General features: G+C 48.8%; 19 protein-coding genes and 1 pseudogene. 8 read left to right on the forward strand and 12 right to left on the reverse strand.

Annotation, left to right across the window (positions count from 1 at the left end):
• Window positions 1-2: 2 nt before the first annotated feature.
• Window positions 3-293 carry a hypothetical protein gene (locus L0156_20590; protein ID MCI0605390.1) on the reverse strand — a complete coding sequence of 97 codons (291 nt, stop codon included), beginning with the start codon at window positions 291-293 and terminating at the stop codon, window positions 3-5.
• Between L0156_20590 and L0156_20595 the strand changes: the two are divergent.
• From L0156_20595 to L0156_20615, 5 genes and pseudogenes are all read left to right on the forward strand, one after another.
• Window positions 253-339: pseudogene (locus L0156_20595) on the forward strand (hypothetical protein). The gene L0156_20590 and the pseudogene L0156_20595 sit on opposite strands and share 41 nt — an antisense overlap.
• 381 nt (window positions 340-720) lie before the next feature.
• A complete protein-coding gene (locus L0156_20600) occupies window positions 721-1005 on the forward strand; it encodes a type II toxin-antitoxin system Phd/YefM family antitoxin (GenBank protein MCI0605391.1) in 285 nt (94 codons plus the stop codon).
• The gene (locus L0156_20605; GenBank protein MCI0605392.1) at window positions 996-1397 is read left to right on the forward strand and encodes a PIN domain-containing protein; all 402 of its coding nucleotides are present in this window, start codon (window positions 996-998) and stop codon (window positions 1395-1397) included. The genes L0156_20600 and L0156_20605 overlap by 10 nt, the downstream gene beginning before the upstream one ends.
• A gap of 8 nt (window positions 1398-1405) precedes the next feature.
• On the forward strand, window positions 1406-1789 hold the full coding sequence (locus tag L0156_20610) for a hypothetical protein (protein MCI0605393.1): 384 nt from the start codon (window positions 1406-1408) through the stop codon (window positions 1787-1789).
• 240 nt (window positions 1790-2029) lie between these two features.
• Entirely contained in the window at window positions 2030-3325 is a 1296-nt protein-coding gene (locus tag L0156_20615) for a hypothetical protein (protein MCI0605394.1), read from the forward strand.
• A 13-nt stretch (window positions 3326-3338) separates the two neighbouring features.
• Here the strand turns inward: L0156_20615 and L0156_20620 are convergent, their stop codons facing one another.
• The 6 genes from L0156_20620 to modA all read right to left on the reverse strand — a co-directional run bounded on the left by L0156_20620 (window position 3339) and on the right by modA (window position 7131).
• On the reverse strand, window positions 3339-3698 hold the full coding sequence (locus L0156_20620; protein ID MCI0605395.1) for a DUF1428 domain-containing protein: 360 nt from the start codon (window positions 3696-3698) through the stop codon (window positions 3339-3341).
• 13 nt (window positions 3699-3711) lie between these two features.
• Window positions 3712-4092: a VOC family protein gene (locus tag L0156_20625; protein ID MCI0605396.1), complete on the reverse strand. Its 381-nt coding sequence runs from the start codon at window positions 4090-4092 to the stop codon at window positions 3712-3714.
• 10 nt (window positions 4093-4102) lie between these two features.
• Entirely contained in the window at window positions 4103-4519 is a 417-nt protein-coding gene (locus L0156_20630; GenBank protein MCI0605397.1) for a DoxX family protein, read from the reverse strand.
• Window positions 4516-4887, reverse strand: a complete 372-nt coding sequence (locus L0156_20635) for a YciI family protein (GenBank protein ID MCI0605398.1) — start codon at window positions 4885-4887, stop codon at window positions 4516-4518. The genes L0156_20630 and L0156_20635 overlap by 4 nt, the downstream gene beginning before the upstream one ends.
• Window positions 4888-5058: 171 nt before the next feature.
• Complete coding sequence (locus L0156_20640) at window positions 5059-6291, reverse strand: RNA polymerase sigma factor (GenBank protein ID MCI0605399.1); 1233 nt, start codon at window positions 6289-6291, stop codon at window positions 5059-5061.
• Window positions 6292-6402: 111 nt separating this feature from the next.
• Window positions 6403-7131, reverse strand: a complete 729-nt coding sequence (modA, locus tag L0156_20645) for a molybdate ABC transporter substrate-binding protein (protein MCI0605400.1) — start codon at window positions 7129-7131, stop codon at window positions 6403-6405.
• A gap of 169 nt (window positions 7132-7300) precedes the next feature.
• Here modA and L0156_20650 point away from each other — a divergent pair, with 169 nt between their 5' ends.
• Together L0156_20650 and L0156_20655 are read left to right on the forward strand one after the other, a co-directional pair.
• Entirely contained in the window at window positions 7301-9502 is a 2202-nt protein-coding gene (locus L0156_20650; protein ID MCI0605401.1) for a carbohydrate binding family 9 domain-containing protein, read from the forward strand.
• A gap of 90 nt (window positions 9503-9592) precedes the next feature.
• Window positions 9593-10012 (forward strand): BON domain-containing protein, encoded by a 420-nt coding sequence (locus tag L0156_20655; protein MCI0605402.1) that lies wholly within the window; start codon window positions 9593-9595, stop codon window positions 10010-10012.
• Window positions 10013-10092: 80 nt separating this feature from the next.
• Here the strand turns inward: L0156_20655 and L0156_20660 are convergent, their stop codons facing one another.
• The 5 genes from L0156_20660 to L0156_20680 all read right to left on the reverse strand — a co-directional run bounded on the left by L0156_20660 (window position 10093) and on the right by L0156_20680 (window position 15877).
• On the reverse strand, window positions 10093-12192 hold the full coding sequence (locus tag L0156_20660; protein ID MCI0605403.1) for a S9 family peptidase: 2100 nt from the start codon (window positions 12190-12192) through the stop codon (window positions 10093-10095).
• A 150-nt stretch (window positions 12193-12342) separates the two neighbouring features.
• Window positions 12343-13698: a circularly permuted type 2 ATP-grasp protein gene (locus L0156_20665; GenBank protein MCI0605404.1), complete on the reverse strand. Its 1356-nt coding sequence runs from the start codon at window positions 13696-13698 to the stop codon at window positions 12343-12345.
• Complete coding sequence (locus L0156_20670) at window positions 13695-14633, reverse strand: hypothetical protein (GenBank protein ID MCI0605405.1); 939 nt, start codon at window positions 14631-14633, stop codon at window positions 13695-13697. Before L0156_20670 ends, L0156_20665 begins: the two co-directional genes overlap by 4 nt.
• 35 nt (window positions 14634-14668) lie before the next feature.
• On the reverse strand, window positions 14669-15403 hold the full coding sequence (locus L0156_20675) for a prolyl oligopeptidase family serine peptidase (GenBank protein ID MCI0605406.1): 735 nt from the start codon (window positions 15401-15403) through the stop codon (window positions 14669-14671).
• A gap of 180 nt (window positions 15404-15583) precedes the next feature.
• Window positions 15584-15877: a GYD domain-containing protein gene (locus L0156_20680; protein ID MCI0605407.1), complete on the reverse strand. Its 294-nt coding sequence runs from the start codon at window positions 15875-15877 to the stop codon at window positions 15584-15586.
• A 475-nt stretch (window positions 15878-16352) separates the two neighbouring features.
• Here L0156_20680 and L0156_20685 point away from each other — a divergent pair, with 475 nt between their 5' ends.
• A complete protein-coding gene (locus L0156_20685; protein MCI0605408.1) occupies window positions 16353-17990 on the forward strand; it encodes a M28 family peptidase in 1638 nt (545 codons plus the stop codon).
• Window positions 17991-18131 lie beyond the last annotated feature (141 nt).

Below are 18131 nucleotides of genomic sequence, written 5' to 3' on the forward strand. Positions count from 1 at the left end.
CATTATTCTTGTTCAATGACGATTAGAATCATGAGCAAGATCACTGTGATATCATCGGAAGACTTTACGCCTTGATTCATGATTGGTAAGACACTCAACCATTTCAGAGTCCTTGACCGTCTGCGTAAGGGTGGAATGGGAGAGGTGGAATTCGCTTCCTGACGATGGAGCTTTGTAGCAGCCGAAACTCTCATCCAATTGATTCCTTCCAATGGAATGGATGTGGAATCTTTTCTTCGTTTCAGCGCGCCGGTTGCCGAAGCACTTTCTGCCGCCCATGAAAAAGCAATCATTCATCGCGATTTAAAGCCGGGCAACATCATGGTGAGCCACGAAGGAATCAGGAATACGTACCGGCTCTGAACTTCGCGCAGATTTACGCGGGACTCGGTGATCACGAGCAGGCTCTTTCGTGGCTTGATCAGGCCTGCAACGAGCGAGCGGTATGGATTCCCTTCGTGAAAGTGGATCTGAAATTCGATTCGCTTCGCTCCAATCCCCGCTTTCAGGAGTTGCTGAAGAAAGTCGGCTTTCCGGCAGTGTGAATTCAAAACGGAATGAAAGGATTCGCAGAGGACACAACTCTGTGGCATTTCCGAATCGTTTGCAAACTCGGCGCGGGCGGCATGGGTTGCGTAGCGCGTTGGGCGTTCAGCGTTTTCCACGCGAATTCATCAGCCCTTGCAGAACATCGGATTATATGATTATCATATTATCTGTATGAAAAAGAAAATCACTTCCACCGAAGCCGTCCGTAACTTCTCAGAGATCCTTAACGGCGTTAAATACAAAGGATTGCGATACACAGTCGTGCGCGGAGGCAAACCCATTGCGGAGATCAATCCTGTGGAAACAGCAAGAATCGAAGAAAGGACAATGCTGGAGCTTCCGCAAATTCTCAAGAAAATCCCCAGATTGGGAAAAGAATCGGTATCCTTTGAGAGAGATCTTCGCTGGGTAATTTCCCGCCAACCTTCGCCTGCAGAGAACGGTGAATGGGAATAATTCTGGATACCAGTATCATCATCGCTTTAGAACGTGAAACCATCACTCCACTGGCGTTAATAGAAGATAGAGAGAGCGAAGCTTTCGGAATCAGCGTTGTAACGGTTTCTGAATTGTTGCATGGAGTCCATCGTGCAGCTCCGGTTGCAAGGCGTATCAAAAGGGAAGCCTTTGTGGAAAAGGTGATCGCCGAGTTTACACTGTTTCCATTTGATATTGCAGCTACAAGAATCTACGCTCAAATCTGGGCGGAAGTTGCTGCAAAAGGAATTCAGGTTGGGGCGCATGATTTGCTGATTGCCGCTACGGCAATTTCGCTTGGACACCAGGTAGTGACAGTAAATGAGCGTGATTTCGCGCGGATTAAGGGGCTTAACTACTCGAGGTTATAGGCTTGATAGTGGATGTTATTTTCAGCGCCGATATCGTTTTCATTGAACAAGCCAAAGAGAAGGACATCTTGCCCTATCTGAATGAGGAATGCGTGGACCTAATGTATCTACGTATATTGAGTGATGAAAGCATCGAAGGAAACTTGTGCGCACTCGCACTCGGCAGGGAGAATACTCACGAGCGCAAAACTCCGGCGGGAATCATCTCGGGAATTGCCGATCCTTCAACAATGCTTCCTTCATTTTTGGATGGCAAACGGACTGATCTCTCTGTCGCTGATGCGCTCGCGTTTTTTCCGGAGTGGGGCTTGAAAGAAATTAACAAGATTGTAGCGCAACCCTATCAGTATGATTTACATAGATTGATTATCCGGATGCTGGAGAGGAATTAGGACCTTGGTCCTTTTTTGGCGGAATTCTGTAGACAGCCTGAATCCGCCCAGGCGCTTGGAGCCATTTTTTCTGATTTAAAAAAGCCCACTACCTTCCAAAATACTCAATCACAGTATCCTGTCACAATGTCTTCCGTTGCAGATGACCAGATCCGCGGGATGGTCGCAGAAATGGATTCAAAGCATCATTGATCCAGCGTATAATGTCGCGAAACAAGACTAAATCAAGGGAGGTGTGATATGTCAAATGGAGGAAAGATCGGTCCTAAGCCGCCGGGAGTGGATACAATTCCGCAAAATACTCCGCCTGCTCCAGAAAAGAAAACGGATAGTCCGGAAGTTCTAACCGGAGCTCCTTCCCTGTCCAAAGAAGACATCGCGCAGCTGAAAGGCTCCCACGCTATGGATGGGGATCTCCGGCGCGCCGCACTGGATATGCAAGGAGATGTCAAAGCAAAAGTTCAGGATGCAACCAAATCCAAGTTGGATGGTGCCGCCGGAATTTCGAAATCCGAATACGACACAATCAAAAAAGATTACCAGACCAAGCCGCAAAGTACGGAAACGATAAAATGGCTGGAAAAAAATCATCCCCATTTGTACCATTCCATCACTTCGAACCTGGACTATGAAGGCTATGTCGGGACAACAATCGGTAGTCTCAATATGAGCAAAAGCGGAGACGAGCTCAAGAAGGATTCGGATGTTCGCTCCAAACAGCTAAACGACCTTCCTCCTCTTTCCGATTTTCGTGCCGATGGCCTGCCGAATAACGCTTCTCCTGGTGATCCTGTGGCGGCTGCTGAGGCAGGCGATAAATGGAAAGAATACAAGACAGGATCGAATACGACGTACATTAAAAATGATGCGGCGGCTATCAGCAATGAGAATGCAAGCAAAGCACGGCAGGCGCAAAAGGATTACTGTTCAAAGATGTCCGGCGTAATCGGAACCGACATTCCTAACCCACCCTCTTTAAAGGCGGCGAAGGGTTACTTTCAAACGCTTGCGAGCCGGGGCGCAAGTCCGGAGCACATTAAAAAGGAATACGGAGAATATTTAAAGACTTTCTTCCATCACCCGGGCGGCGTCAAATGGGATCCGAAACTCGATCCAAAAAACCTTGATGCTAACTTTGGCCAGCAACCGGTAGGGAAAGATGGAAAGCGTTTAATCGACTGCGAAGGCTATGCAGCGTTAACAGAGAATGTACTGGGAGACCTCAAAAAAGACGGCAAGCCGTTGTTTGATATCCAGCATGGCGCAGGTCCCGGTCATGTCTTTACCGGCGTCTTCCCTCATGGCGGCGACCCGCGCAAAGGATTTATTGTAAACAACGATCAGATCCAGGACGTCAAATGGGACTCCCGTTTTGATAAGGGCTTCAACGAAACAAAGGGCGAAGACGCTCGCATGAGGTTTGTGGTTCGTCAACACTGGAAGCAAGAGTTTGGCGAAAAGAGCTCAACCACGGACTACGGAAGGACATACACCGAAATGAAGCCGCCAACTGGGAAAGTTCCGGAGAAAACTTAAGACTTTAGTCCACTCAGACTTCAACAAAAATTTTGAATCCGCCGTACGCCATACGTTTGACATCGAACGGCATGGAATCATCGTCCATCATTGCTCCGATCCGCGGGTCTTTCATGACCTTTTTGTTGACGCTATCCCGATGCGCACGTGATTTGTAAACAATCCAGGAAAAAACTACAGTTTCTCCCGGTTTCGCCTTGGCTGTTTTTGGGAAAGATGCTCCTATTTTTGTTTTCAGATCATCTCCAACGCATTCACGGTATTCCAAAGCTCCGAGCTCTTTCCAGACCTTACCAGCCTTTTGTGACATGCGCCGGTAAGCCTCAATGTTTTTCTTTGGAACGGGAATTAGAAATCCATCAACGTATTTCATATCCATTCTCCTATTAGTTGGATTCCAGTACCGACAGAAAATTTCCAGCGGGATCCTTGAACCAGGCTATTTTTGGACCTTCACCGTCACCCCGATGAATTCCTTTGGCATCCGTTTTCAATTCGTCTTCATAATGCTCAAAACGTACCCCAGCCTTCGTTAGCTGATCGACGGCTTCGTCAATGTTTTTTACAGCGAAATTCAGAATCGTGAATGTCGCCGGTTTATGGTCCGGTTTAGGATAGACGAATATCTCGTCGTGTCCCGCAATATGCAGTTCCAATCCTTCAGGATTTTCGGAAACTTGAAGCCCGAGTGTTCGGCCATAAAAGTCCCTTGCTTTTTTGAGATCGTTCACTGAAAAACTACTAAAAGCTTTTGTATTTTTGAACATATTGTTTCTCCTATTTAGAATTTCGTTTTGAATCGAGGCTCCATGGTCCTGCGCCTGCCGCGGAGAAGTAGAGCCAGATGAAGCAGTACAGCACGGCTGGCATGCCCATGTTGATCATTGGCCAGAAGCTCTGTGGAGCGTGAAACTGGAAATATGCAACCGCCATCATTCCGGAGAGAATAAACGCGACCGGCCTGGTGAAGAGACCGAGCACGAGTAAAGCTCCTCCAACGAACTGAAGAATGGAGCCGATTCCACCCTGCGACATCAGCGGAACAGTTCCACCCCCGGGCACAATCGCTACAGGAAATGCAAAGAGGTTCATCATTCCTCCAAAGAAGAACATGAGCCCTGCAACAATGCGAAGCACGCTATGCAGATAGGGAGCCGCTGCGATCCACTTTGAAACAAGATTTGTTGTGTTCATGATCCACTCCTTCTTTCCGCAACCAGGTCCCGGATCGGCCGAACTTCAACACTGCCGATGCGCGCCGCAGGAATTTTTGCAGCAATTTGAATTGCTTCGTTCAGGTCCCTTGCATTGACATAATAAAATCCGGTCAATTGCTCCTTGGTTTCAGCAAAAGGACCATCCGTGATCGAAACTTTATTGTTTCTCACGCGAATCGTGGTTGCATTCTGGACGGTTTGAAGGGCCTCAGCCTGGATCGAATGGCCGCTATTTTCAAGCTCTTCCCTTAAAGCAAGGTGCTCATCGATGAAACTATCAGAGTCATCTTTTGGCATGGCATTCAGGATTTTCTCTTCACTGTAAACCAGGCACAGGTACTTCATCTTCCCTCCACTAAATAGTCGTTTCGTTTCGCCTTAAATCGACAAGATTTAGAACTTGAACAAAAGATCGCTAAGGACGCAAAGGAAAAGAATTTTTTGCCTTTGCGCTCTTTGCGACCTTCTGTTCAAAATCAAATAACTTTCCGTGCTCTGGGTGACTCCGTGGTGAATTCACTCGAGTTCACGCAGGCGTCGTTCAAAAAAGCGGCGTTCCGGTTCCTGCCGTGTCAGGCCGAGTGCGCGTTCGTACGAGATGCGTGCTTCCTTTGTTCTCCCGAGTCTCCGGCACAAGTCTGCGCGTGCTGCGTGCGCAAGCTGATAGTCTGATAAATCTCCACGCTCCAGGATTGCATCGATCAGCTCCAGGCCGGCGGATGGTCCGTTCTGCATCGCGACCGCCACAGCGCGATTCAGCTCAATAACCGGCGAAGGTTGTGCGCTCAGGAGCACATCGTAAAGAGCAACGATCTGAGTCCAATCCGTTGCAGTGGCGGTGGAAGCTTCTGCGTGTACTGCGGCGATCGCGGCTTGAAGTGTGAATGAACCAACTCTGCGTGAAGATAACGCTTCTTCGACAAGACTTGATCCTTCCTCAATCAGATTCTGATTCCAGAGCGAACGGTCCTGATCTTCCAACAAAACCACATCACCCGCTGCAGAAGTGCGGGCGATTCTACGCGATTCGTGAAGCAGCATCAATGCCAGGAGTCCCATGACTTCCGGCTCAGGCAATAGTTCAGCAACCAGTCGCGCCAGCCGAATTGCCTCGCTTGAAAGATCGGAACGGGTCAAAGAGGATCCGGAAGATGCATAGTAACCTTCGTTGAAGACCAGATAAATTACGTGCAACACGGTCTCCATCCGGTCCGGAAGTTCTTCTCGCGATGGCACTTGATACGGAATGTTCGCATCCCGAATTTTGGCTTTGGCTCGCACGATCCGCTGCGCGACGGTTGGCGGCGCGGTAAGAAAGGCGCGGGCTATTTCTTCAGTAGTGAGCCCGCAGACTTCGCGCAAAGTCAATGCTACACGGGCGTCTGCTGGAAGAGCCGGATGGCAGCATGTAAAAATGAGGCGCAGCCGGTCATCCTCAACACTTTCCTCATTCCAATTCAAAGGGTCGCCTCCCTCTGTATCAAAGCTCTCCGCAAGAGCTTTGAGCGATGCATCAAACCGGGCACGCTTGCGCAGTGCATCGATGGCTTTAAAGCGCCCGGTCGAAACAAGCCACGCGCGTGGATTGGAAGGCACACCATCCCGGGGCCACTGCACCAGCGCTGCCGCAAACGCGTCATGCAGCGCATCTTCTGCAAGATCGAAGTCGCCTAACAGACGGATCAGTGTGGCAAGAACCCGCCGGGACTCCGAATGATAGAGAGTCTCAAGCTCCGTTTCGATATTCATCACATCTAAGCTTGTGTCCTTGCGCTTTTTTGTCAACCGAAACAAAGTGGTGCGGGCGTCCCGCAAAGCTCCGCGGACGAGACGTCCGCGCCAGTTTGATTATGCTGGCTTTTAATTCTTTATCGGTCTCAGGCCCGAATTCTCAAATATTTTTGTCGCAATCGTGGAATGCAAGGTCTCTAAAAAAAGGCGCGCTCCTTCTTGATTCTGACTGTTGGTCACCGTCCCGGCATAGTAAATTTGCGAAGTCGCATCCGCTTCCGGAATTTTCCAGAGGACTTTGAATGCTTTTTCATTTGCCACGTCCGAAGCATAAACGATTCCCCAGTCCGCTTGGGCAGTCGTGATTGCGTTCAAAATTTCCTTCGTGTTTTTCTTACTGGAGATCTTGGCCTGCACAGTGTCTAATAAATTGATTTTTTTCAAATAATCTCTGGCCACTTTTCCGCCCGGATGTTTTTCATTAAAAAGCGCAATAGTTTTGAGCTCCGGATAAGTAAGTTTGCCTGGATCGCTGATCTCCAGTTTCGATGTTGCAGAACCAACAACCACCAGATCATCAGCAAGGAATCGCTTGACGTTTTGAATCTTCTTCTTTCGTTTCAAGTCGCGAACCGTCTTCTCATCGTTCAGCAAAAACAGGTCCGTGCTGGTTCCGTTTGCAATCAACTTTGCCAGTTCAGCCGATTTGCCGGTTCGCAAATTTACTTTCCACTCCGTGTTTTTGTTTTCGAAAAGTTCTGAAATCTCGATAAGCATACCCTTCAAGTTTTTTGTGGATGAAACGTGCAATTCAGCTGCTTCTAAACTGGTGCTGATCAAGATCAATGGAATTATCAAGATGCGAACCGCCAGGACGCCAAAGCGCCAAGAATAAGAATCAGAAACAGATTCTAAAGTCTTGGCGCTTTGGCGGTTCATCATTGTTCTTTCCCGGCTAAAAATATAGCCTCTTTGCCAACCATTTGCGAGGAAAGGACGTCTATATGAGTTAAACTGATTGGCCATTATGAGCAGGTACCTTTGCATAGGACTCCTTCTGATTGTTTTTTGCCTTTGCGCTGAAAGCGCTCAGCTCCGGATTGCGCGCGGAAATGGTCAGATCACCTTAGATGGAGTTTTGGATGAGCCAGTTTGGCAAAACGTCTTGAAATTTGAGCTCGAATACGAGACGCGTCCCGGCGAAAACGTGAAACCACCGGTGCAAACGGAATGTCTGATGTTCTACGACAACGACGCGATCTATGTTGCATTTCGCGCTTACGATCCGGATCCGTCCAAAATTCGCGCGCACTACACAGACCGTGATGCCGCATTCCAGGATGATTTTGTGGGAGTCGTGTTGGACACATTCAACGATGATCGTCGCGCTTTCGAATTCTTTGTGAATCCACTCGGCGTGCAAATGGACTTATTTCAAGATGATGTTGCTCGTGTGGAAGACCATACCTGGGATACGATCTGGGATTCCGCCGGCAAAGTAAACGCAGATGGTTACACTGTGGAATTTCTGATCCCGTTTCGCTCTTTGCGTTTTCCCAGAGGAAGCAAAGAACAAACATGGGGATTGGATGTTGTACGAATGTATCCGCGCGGGCAGCGATACCGGATAGGATTAAATCTCCAGGACCGTAATAAGAACTGCTATCTCTGTCAGGATTCATCATTAACCGGTTTTCAAGGCATCACACCGGGCCGGAACCTGGAACTCGATCCGACATTTACATCAAGCAGCACTCAGGATCGTGAGGATGTTCCCGAAGGGGATTTCAAAAACGATTGGAGCGCTGAACCGGGCCTGACCTTGAGCTGGGGTTTCACTCCCAATTGGAACACGAATCTCACAATCAATCCGGACTTTTCGCAAGTGGAAGCCGATGTTGCGCAGTTGGATGTCAATGAGCAATTTGCCCTCTTTTTTCCGGAGAAGCGTCCTTTTTTCCTGGAGGGAGCTGATTTTTTTGCAACACCACTGGACACGGTTTTCACCCGGAATGTTGCGGATCCGATTGCAGGCGCAAAGCTGAGCGGAAAACAGGGTAAGAACGTTGTTGCAGCATTTTTTGCGCAAGACGATATCACAAACATTCTTTTTCCCGGCAGTCAGGCCGATGATTCCACGTCGCTGGATTTGAACAGCAGTGATGCCGTAATCCGTTACCGGCGCGATATCGGAAATAATTCAGCGCTGGGAGTTCTCTATACGGGCCGCGAGGCCACCGGTTATCACAACCGCGTTTTGTCCGTTGATGGAAACTTTCGTTTTGCCGAATCCAATCAATTCCGGTTTCAACTCATCGGTTCTGATACGGAATATCCACTGGAAGTGGCCAATGAATTTGATCAACCGAAAGATTCATTTCAAGATCATGCACTTCATCTTGGTTACTCTCACGAAAGCAGGAACTGGCTCGGCTATTTCCGTTATCAGGATCTTGGAAAAGACTTTCGATCTGATATGGGTTTCAAGCCTCAGGTCGACATCCGTTTGTATCTGGCGGGAGCAGGACACTCCTGGTATGGCGACGACAAGAACTGGTTTCAACGTATCAATGTTGGCGGCGATTTCGACCAGACCGAAGATCAGGATGGAAACTTGATTGAGCGGGAAGGAGAAGCCTGGTTCGAATGGAGTGGTCCCAAACAATCCTTTTTCTTTGTGGGACCTGGAATTCGCGAAAGAGTTTTCAACGGAGTTTCGTTCGATCAGAAGTTCTTGAATTTCTTTTTTGAGCAGAGCCCAACCGGGAGTTTCTATTACCGTGTGGAGGGAACCCTTGGAAACCGTGTGGATTTCGCAAACACTCGCAATGGGGATATTGTGCGAGTGCTTCCGTTTGTCCGATACCGGTTCGGAAACCACCTTCTCTTTGAGCTCAGGCACGTGTTTGAGAGTCTGGATGTGGAAGGTGGCAACCTGTATCAAGCAAACTTAAGTGAAATCAAGCTGGTCTATCAATTCAATGTGCGAACCTTCCTCCGCGTCATCACGCAGTATCTGAATGTGGATCGCAATCCGGCCCTTTACATTGATCCCGTGGAATCGTATGAAAAAAACCTGTTTAATCAGGTTCTTTTTTCCTACAAGATCAATCCTCAAACAGTGCTTTTCCTGGGCTACTCCGACAACCACTTCGGAGAAGAAAACCTCGATCTGACACAAACCAATCGCACCGTGTTTCTGAAGGTTGGCTACGCCTGGAGACTGTAGGGGCAGGCCTTGTGTCTGCCCTCTGAGGGCGACCACAAGGGTCGCCCCTACCACCTTTAATTCCCTATATTCCATGGTGGAGGTGTAATTATGTATAGGCTGATGATTGTTTTGTGCATCATCGGATTGCTGAGCGGGTGTAGCTCTCGCGGAGGTTCGAATCAACCTGTCGGAGTAACGGGCACTGGTGGCGGCGGCGGCACAACGGGAACAGGCACTGCTGCGCCGACCGGAACCGTGGGAACCGGAGCGACCACCGAACCGGGTGAAGGCACGGTGATTCCCAAAGAAGGAGAATCAGAAATGGCCGCAGATGATTCAGCCATCACGGCTGCCGTCATCGCGCGCTTAAAAGAAGCAGGACACAACCCGATCGCTGTCGAAACAGATGACGGCGTAGTCACGCTGAAAGGATCAGTCTCCAGTCAGGATAAAATGGATCAAATCATAAAGATGGTGCAGGGCCTGCCTCATGTCGAATCCGTAACCTCTGAGCTAAAAGTGCAATAAGATTTAACACAGAGTCACAGAGACGCAGAGAAAAACAGAAATTTTCTTAACTATGTGCCTCTGTGTTTAAAAAAGCTCTCTTACTCGCGAATGCCGACTTGATCCAGAATGAACGCGTAATCGAGTGCCCATTCACGCAGACGATCATATCTGCCGGAAGAGCCACCGTGACCTGCTCCCAAATTTGTTACCAGGAGTAACGGGTTCTTATCGGTTTTTAGCGAACGCATTTTCGCAACATATTTGGCCGGCTCCCAGTACATTACCTGGCTGTCATTCCAGGAAGTTTTCACCAGAAGGGACGGATAATCCTTCGCGGCAAGATTCGTGTAGGGACAATAAGCTTTTATATAATCGTATTCTATTTTGTTTTTCGGGTTTCCCCATTCCTCAAATTCGGCAACAGTCAAAGGAAGGGAGGGATCCAGCATTGTATTGATCACATCCACGAAAGGGACATGGGACACTACAGCTTTGAATAAATCCGGCCGGAGGTTTGTCACGACACCCATCAACAATCCTCCCGCGCTGCCGCCCTCGATGATCAAACCATCCCCGGAAGTGAACTTGTTTTGAATCAAGTATTCCGCGCAGGCAATGAAATCAGTGAAGGTATTCATCTTGTTCATCATGCGTCCCCGATCATGCCAGCTTTTTCCCATTTCGCCGCCACCGCGAATATGCGCAATTGCAATCGCAAATCCGCGATCGAGTAAACTCAACCGGTTCGAATTAAACGACACGGGATAACTGGAACCGTAGGAGCCGTAAGCGTTCAGATGCAAAGGAGCCTTGCCGTTCTTTTCAAATCCTTTTTTGTACAACACAGAAATTGGGATTCTTGTTCCATCCTTTGCCGTAGCGTACAACCGTTCGGAAGCATATTGGGATGAGTCGTAACCTCCCAGCACTTCATACTGTTTTAGAAGTTTGCTTTCTTTGGAATCCATGTTGTAATCAAAAATGGAATTCGGTGTGACGAGCGATTGATAGCTGTAGCGAACCATTGATGTGTTCCATTCAGGATTGTTGGAAAGAAAAGCAGAGTAAGCCGGTTCCGGAAAGGCAACGCTATGCCCTCGGCCGGTTTCCAGATTCGAAACCCAGATTTGTGGGAGACCGTCTTTCCGTTGAGAGAGGACGTAATGGTTTGCGAAAAGTTCAATGTTTTCCAGCATGACATCAGCGCGATGCGGAACAATCTCTTTCCAGTTCTTTTCCTGCGGATCAGAGACTGGAGCATTTACAAGCCGGAAATTGCGACCGGTATCGTTCACGAGAATGTAAAAGGAGTCTCCATGATGATCAGCGATGAATTCGCGGTCCGACTTTCTTGGAAGAATTACTTTCCATTCGCCCACAGGGTCATTTGCTTTTAGTGCGCGGACTTCCGTCGTGGTCAGGCTTCCGGAAAGCAGGAATAAGTAGTCTTTGCTGCGGGTGCGGTATCCGTAGACATTGAAGCGCTCATCTTTCTCCTCAAATAAGAGGTCACTCTTCTCATTTCCGATCACGTGTCGGCGCAAACGGTAGGAACGCTTGGCCGAATCCTTGGTTGTGTAAAAGAGTGTTTTATTGTCAGCGGCCCAGGAAACCGTTCCAACATCTTCAGCATGATCCGAAAGGATTTTGCCAGTGCTCAAATCCTTAATTTGAAGATTGTAAACGCGGAATCCGGTTGAATCTGTCGAAAACGCCAGGAGGTTTCCATCATCGCTGACTTCGTACGCTCCAAGGCTCATGAAAGTTTTACCTTCTGCAAGGACGTTCAAATCCAGCACCACTTGTTCAGTTGCTTCGAGCGATCCCTTCTTCCTGCAATGGATCGGATATTGTTTCCCTTTTTCCGTACGCGAATAGTAGAAGTAATCGCCATAGCGGAAAGGAACCGAAAGGTCGGTTTCCTTGATCCGGGAGAGCATTTCGTTGTACAGCTTTTCTTGCAGAGGTTTTGTGTGTGCCAGAATCTGATCCGCGTAAGCATTTTCGGATTTTAAGTAGTTTAGGACATCGGGATTTTCCTTTTCACGAAGCCAGTAGTAAGGATCGACCCGTTGTTCGCCATGAATGCTGGCCGCTTTCGGTTTCGTGGCGGCTAATGGCGCCGGGAATTCCTTTCCCAGTGCGATGGAGGAAAAGAGTAGAACAAAAATGAGAATTAGATTGTTTGTGCGTTTCATAATCCCTCGATTCTTAAATAAGAGGACTCGGCGGGCTGGAAGCCGAGGTTGTTGAATAATTCGAAAGAGTCTGTTCGCGATTTGTAGCGTTACAAACCGCACAATTCGCGCTGCGGACCGAATTATTCAACAACCTCAGGCGCCCTCCATCTAGCGCTTTTCAACGATAAAGCTGGGTACCGTAGATCCATGTCCTGCAGTGACGTTCAATAAGGCAGCAGAAGAGAGTCGAGTCAGTACTCCATGAGTCACGGAGCCCATAAAAATAAAGGGATTCGCGTCCACAAACAACTTGCTTTTTCGAAGATGTCCTTCCGCAAAATACGGAAAATACTCACTGGCGATATTGACTTTCTCCTGAACCACGTAAGGCTCCGTCAACGCAGTTTTGATTGCTTGCTCCCATTCTTGCTCATTCGCATCCCATCCCAGCACGACCCCTTTTCCGCCATAAGCGTCATTCGGTTTCAAAACCAGCGATTCACGATTGTCTGCGATGATTTGCATCAAGTCCATCGTTTGCCCTTTGTATAGAGTTTTCCGTTCCGAAACAATCCTGGTCCAGGGAATGTGTTCAGCGATTGCTCTGCCTTCGTGCGACGTAAACAAGTTGCGATTCGTTTCATCACTCAAAAAAGCAAGACTGCACTTCTTGTAAAGCAGCAGGGCTTGAAAAGAATTGGAGATGCAAACAGCCCTTTCGCGAAGCGCCTGAAAGATCCCACTGTCGGGCCCGAGTTGTTCATAAAGCTCCAGCCCGAGTACACGTTTGTAAATCAGGTCGACACGAAAGTCATTCGCCCAGAGTTTGCCATCCCTGTATTCGAGATCTCGTGGATTTACCAGAACGGAAGGGGCGCCATGAGCTTCGAACCATTCCTTCAAAAGATGGTGCTCATTCTTTGTCGGGACATCATCCCAATCAGCGATCGCGATGTTCGGTTTGCGATCCGGTTTGCGGCCGAGCCATTGCTGATAGGTTTCCATCAAAGCATCAAACAGGTGATGGCGCACGGCGAGTGAGCGCGTGGAAAATTTTTCCTGGAACATTTTCATGACCGGCAATTCCAGAAATGCTTCAGCCAGCACGTCCTCATATCCTATACCGGCGGGCGTCTCTGCGTTGTACTCCACGAATTGCAATGTTCCATGTTCCAGGCTGAAAAAAGAATCCAAGCGGGACGTGCTCCAGGGAGTCTGCTCGGGCGGATGCAATTGCATCATCTCTTCTTCCCACGGTCTGAGAAAAAACTTTTCCCTGATCTTCACATCTTTCATTGCCGCAGCGTGAGCTTTTGAGAATGCCTGCAGCAAAATTTCCGTTTCCTGTTTCAGGTACGCGAACTGATCAGGCGTATAGAAGTGCGGCCGCAGAACTGTGCAGACCGCGCGGCCACCGAAGTAGAGTTTTTTACTGCGAAGCAAATCGTCCAGGGATGCCTGCGTTTCGGCCGCGACCTGATCATTAAGCAGGCTGTGGTAATAATCGACTGCTTCTTTTTTCATGCCTTTCCGTGGGCCATGTTGTACCAGTAATAACGTTCTCCGGTTTGCTTGTCGCTTTTTGCCAGACGGATGCACAGATCGGCCATCTTTTTGACGACCCAATCAAAATAGAAAGGAGTGAGCGAATAGATATCAAAATCCGGAGCCGGATTCATGAAATCGATTGCGTAAGGAATGCCGCCGCGAATTGCAAATTCAATCGTGTTCATGTCATAACCGAGCGCCCGGCAAATTTTTGTTGCATCTGTAACGACTCGGGATCCAACTTCAGGAGTCATATGATCATGTTCCACATAGTATTTTCGTTCTTTGGGATCGTATTTGATGGGAAGAATCTCTTCGCGACCCAGGCAAACACAACGGACGAAGTGGTCCCATTCAATAAATTCCTGAACAATCATCGTAAGCAAGCCGGCTTGATCGTAGCGAGCAATCAATTCGTCAAGCGACCTGCAAACGTAAACCTCTTTCCAGCCGCCTCCGTGAGCATCTTTCAGGATGAGAGGCAGCCCAATGTAATTCACAATTTGTTTCCAATCCAGGGGATAGATCAGATTCTTCAGGCTTTTATTTCTGTCGATTCCCGGGATGTAATCTTTATTGGGAAGCACCATCGTTTTGGGCGATGCGCATCCCAGCTTGGAGATCAATGAAGCGCCAAAAAACTTATCATCCGCGCTCCACATGAAAGGATCATTGATCACCACAACGCCCTGGAGAACCGCATTCTTCAAAAAGGAGCGGTAGTACGGAATTTCATGAGAGATGCGATCCACAATGACACGGTAGGGAACGGGCGCATCCATCTCTGTTCCGCCCAGCTTTACGTATTCCGCGATCACTCCTTCATCGCGCGATGCGACTTCATCGATAAAAGCGGGTGGCCAGGACCACTCCATGCCTGTAAGAATTCCAATTTTCAATGGTGCCGTCATATTACTCCTTTTTTTAAGTGACCAGTGACCAGCAACTAGTAGAAGAGTTTTCGGAAGTAAACGTCCAGCATGACGCGCCACGTGGGCCAGTCATGAGGCCAATCATATCCCCATAGATCCAATTCATGCGGGATGCTTTTTGCGGCAAGAGTGCCGGACATTCTTTTGGAGCTTTCCGGCTTTTCCCAGGAACCCTGTCCCGTAACAATGTGAATATCACATCTGCGAATCTGTTCCAGCAGATTGTGATCCTCCATATTCGGCATGTAATCCACAGGGTTATTGAAGTACACGTTTTCGTCGTAGTAACCGTCCGCAAAGCTTCTCACATCGTAAGATCCGCTCATTGCAATCGTCATTCGGAATCGATCCGGATGTTTTAATAGTGTATTGAGCGCGTGAAAGGCTCCAAAACTGGCTCCCGTTGTGCCGATTCCGATGCCGGATGTCTTGCAGTGATCTTCGATGAAAGGTCCAACTTCCTGATAGATGTAGGCATCGTATAAAGCCTGTCTTCGAGCTCTTTCAGCCGGATGTACTTTGTCGTTCATCCAGCTATGTCGATTGATGCTATCAACAGAATAAAGCTTTACTTTCCCTGCATCCAGATGGTGCGCGACCGAATCAATGAGGTGGAAGCGTTCGTATTCTTCGCAGTCCGCCGCCGCAGTTGGGAACATTAAAATGGGTTGCCCGTACCAGCCATAGCAAACCAGAGGCATGGTCAGGCCTAAAATGGGACTGTGCCAGGAAAAGTATTCTTTTTTCATGACGTAATACTTATCATAAAACGGCGTCGGTTTGTAGAGGTTGCGAGACTGTCCGAAAAGTCTGGATTTGACGGGTTCTAGCGGAGCGCGGGCATCCTTGTCCGCAAAGCAATCGTCGAACTCCCGAGCTTTTGCGGACTGGAAGTCCGCGCTCCCTCTGAATTTTCGGACAGTCTCTAGCTACTCGGTTCCTTTGATGCTCTTGATGAAGTCTTCTACCGGGATAGCCGGAAGCGTTTCTGCGCGAAAACTACCCTTTGTTGCGATGAGAGCCCCGATCTTGGCGGCGATTTTTTCATCGGGAGCATCCATAATCGTCACCACATCATACTCGCCAAGAATGACATACGCTTGCAGGATGGTTGCGCCATTGGCTTCAATGATTTTGTTTGCTTCATCAAGCATTTGATCCATATTTTGCAGGTTCTGATTCGCCTTTTCGGTGAGTCGCGCCAAGCGGATGAAGAGTGGCATAGGAAAACAGTTTATCACAGTGACGACTGTGCTAAAATCAGTTTTACCGCGGAGAACGCAGAGATCGCGGAGATAAAACAGGATCTTTCTTACTCTGCGTACTCAGCGCACTCTGCGGTGAGATGAGGGGAAATGGAATGTAGCTGCGGTCATCAAAATCCGGATGACGTCGCATATTGTGAGGTATGCGGGAGCAAAGTTTTTAAGTCCACCAATCCTACCCTGACTTGTGTCCACTGCCAGAAGCAATTTGACCTGGGCGATAGCGTTTGGTGTATGTGTGAGACAGAAACACCATCCTATGTTTGTCCTCATTGTCAGCGATGCGCCTGCCCGGCTTAAGAAGTGTAGCGCGGACGTCTCGTCTGCGTAATGTTCGCAGGCGGGACGCCCGCGCTACTTCCTGTAGCGACTTTAGTCACTATGTCTTATCTTTTTAGCGAATCAATTCGCTGCTACAAATACGGGAGGACTCATGAATAAACTAATATGCATACTGCTTCTGGATATCTGCGCATTTGCATACGCGCAGTCGGCTGTTCCGGCGGGAGCTAAAGAGGTTGCGGAGCGTTTTCAAATTGAGCGGATGCGGGCCGATTTAAAATTTCTTGCAAGCGATTTGCTCGAGGGTCGCGGAACAGGCGCTCGCGGTGGCCGCATCGGAGAAGAGTATATCGTTTCACAATTTGAAATGGCCGGACTGAAACCGTTGGGCGACAACGGAACATATTTGCAAAAAGTCCCGCTCATTGGATTGACAACGCAACCGGAAACCTCGCTGACCATCGTTCCACAAAAGGGAAAACCGTTCGGGCTTCGCTATTTGGATGAGTTTGTCGCCAATGCGCTCACATTGAAAAAAGAAGAAACGATCAAAGCTCCCCTTGTTTTCGTGGGCTATGGCGTAACGGCTCCGGAATTTCAGTGGAATGATTTCCAAGGCATTAATGTGAAGGGAAAAGTGTTGCTCTGTTTGGTGAATGATCCGCCTTCAGAAGATCCGAGAGTTTTTGGAGGAAGGGCAATGACCTACTACGGGCGGTGGACATACAAGTTTGAAGAAGCTGCACGTCAGGGAGCAACGGGTATTCTTCTGGTTCACAATGAGCAAATGGCAGCGTATGGTTGGGGCGTTGTCAGAAATTCTAATTCCGGAGAACAAGCATATCTCGAGAATCCGCCCGGTGAGTATGTCCTGCCCATGGCCGGCTGGGTGACAGAAGAGACGGCGGGCAGAATTGCCATCGCAGCAGGAACGGATCTGAGGACTCTATTTGAGAAAGCAAAGACGCGCGGTTTTCGCGCGATGGAACTTCCTTTAACAATGGAAGGAAAACTGATTGCCCAGGTGCGCCCGCTGGAGGCGCACAATGTAATTGCTATGCTGGAAGGCAGTGATCCTGAGCGAAAAGAGGAAGCAATCGTGTATACGGCGCACCATGATCATTTAGGCATTGGCAATCCGATCCAGGGAGACAATATTTACAATGGTGCAGAAGACAATGCATCGGGCACAGCGCTCTTGCTGGAGATGGCCCGCGCGTTTACAGAGTCCCCCACGCGTCCTGCGCGATCCGTAGTGTTTTTGGCGGTGACAGCCGAAGAACGCGGTTTGCGCGGATCAGAGTATTACGGGAAAGTCCCGAAAATTTTTGCAAACAAAACGATGCTTGACCTTAATTATGACGGCCTGGCTTTGTGGGGGGAAACATCCGATGTGACGTTGACCGGGGCCGAACGAACTTCCGTTTGGCCGATTGTCAAGGATGTTGCAAAAGAACTCGGATATCGTATTGAGCCGGAAGCGCATCCGGAAGCAGGTTACTATTACCGGTCCGATCACTTCAGTCTTGCGCGTGTCGGGATTCCTTCTTTTTCGATTGATCCCGGAAATGATTACGTAGGCAAACCAAAATCTTTCGGGGATCAGAAGTACAAAGAGTATATAGAAAAGCACTATCATCAACCTTCAGATGAATACAATCCGCAGTGGGATTTTTCCGGCGCTAAAAAATTGGCTGCGCTGGGTGTCGCCATCGGCTGGAGAGTTGCAGAGCTTCCGGAATCCACCGGATGGGTGGCCGGCGACGAGTTCGAAAAACTAAGAAAGTAGATTTTAACGCAGAGACGCGGAGACGCAGAGAAAAGAAATATCATAGCCAAGGGGCTGCCGCCCCTTGAAATCCCCGCGCGCGGGATAATGCGTCATTATGGAGTGGGCCAAGTGGCGCGCGGGGATTTGGAAGTCAGGAGA

The organism is bacterium, from assembly GCA_022616075.1.
Taxonomy (GTDB): Bacteria; Acidobacteriota; HRBIN11; order JAKEFK01; family JAKEFK01; genus JAKEFK01.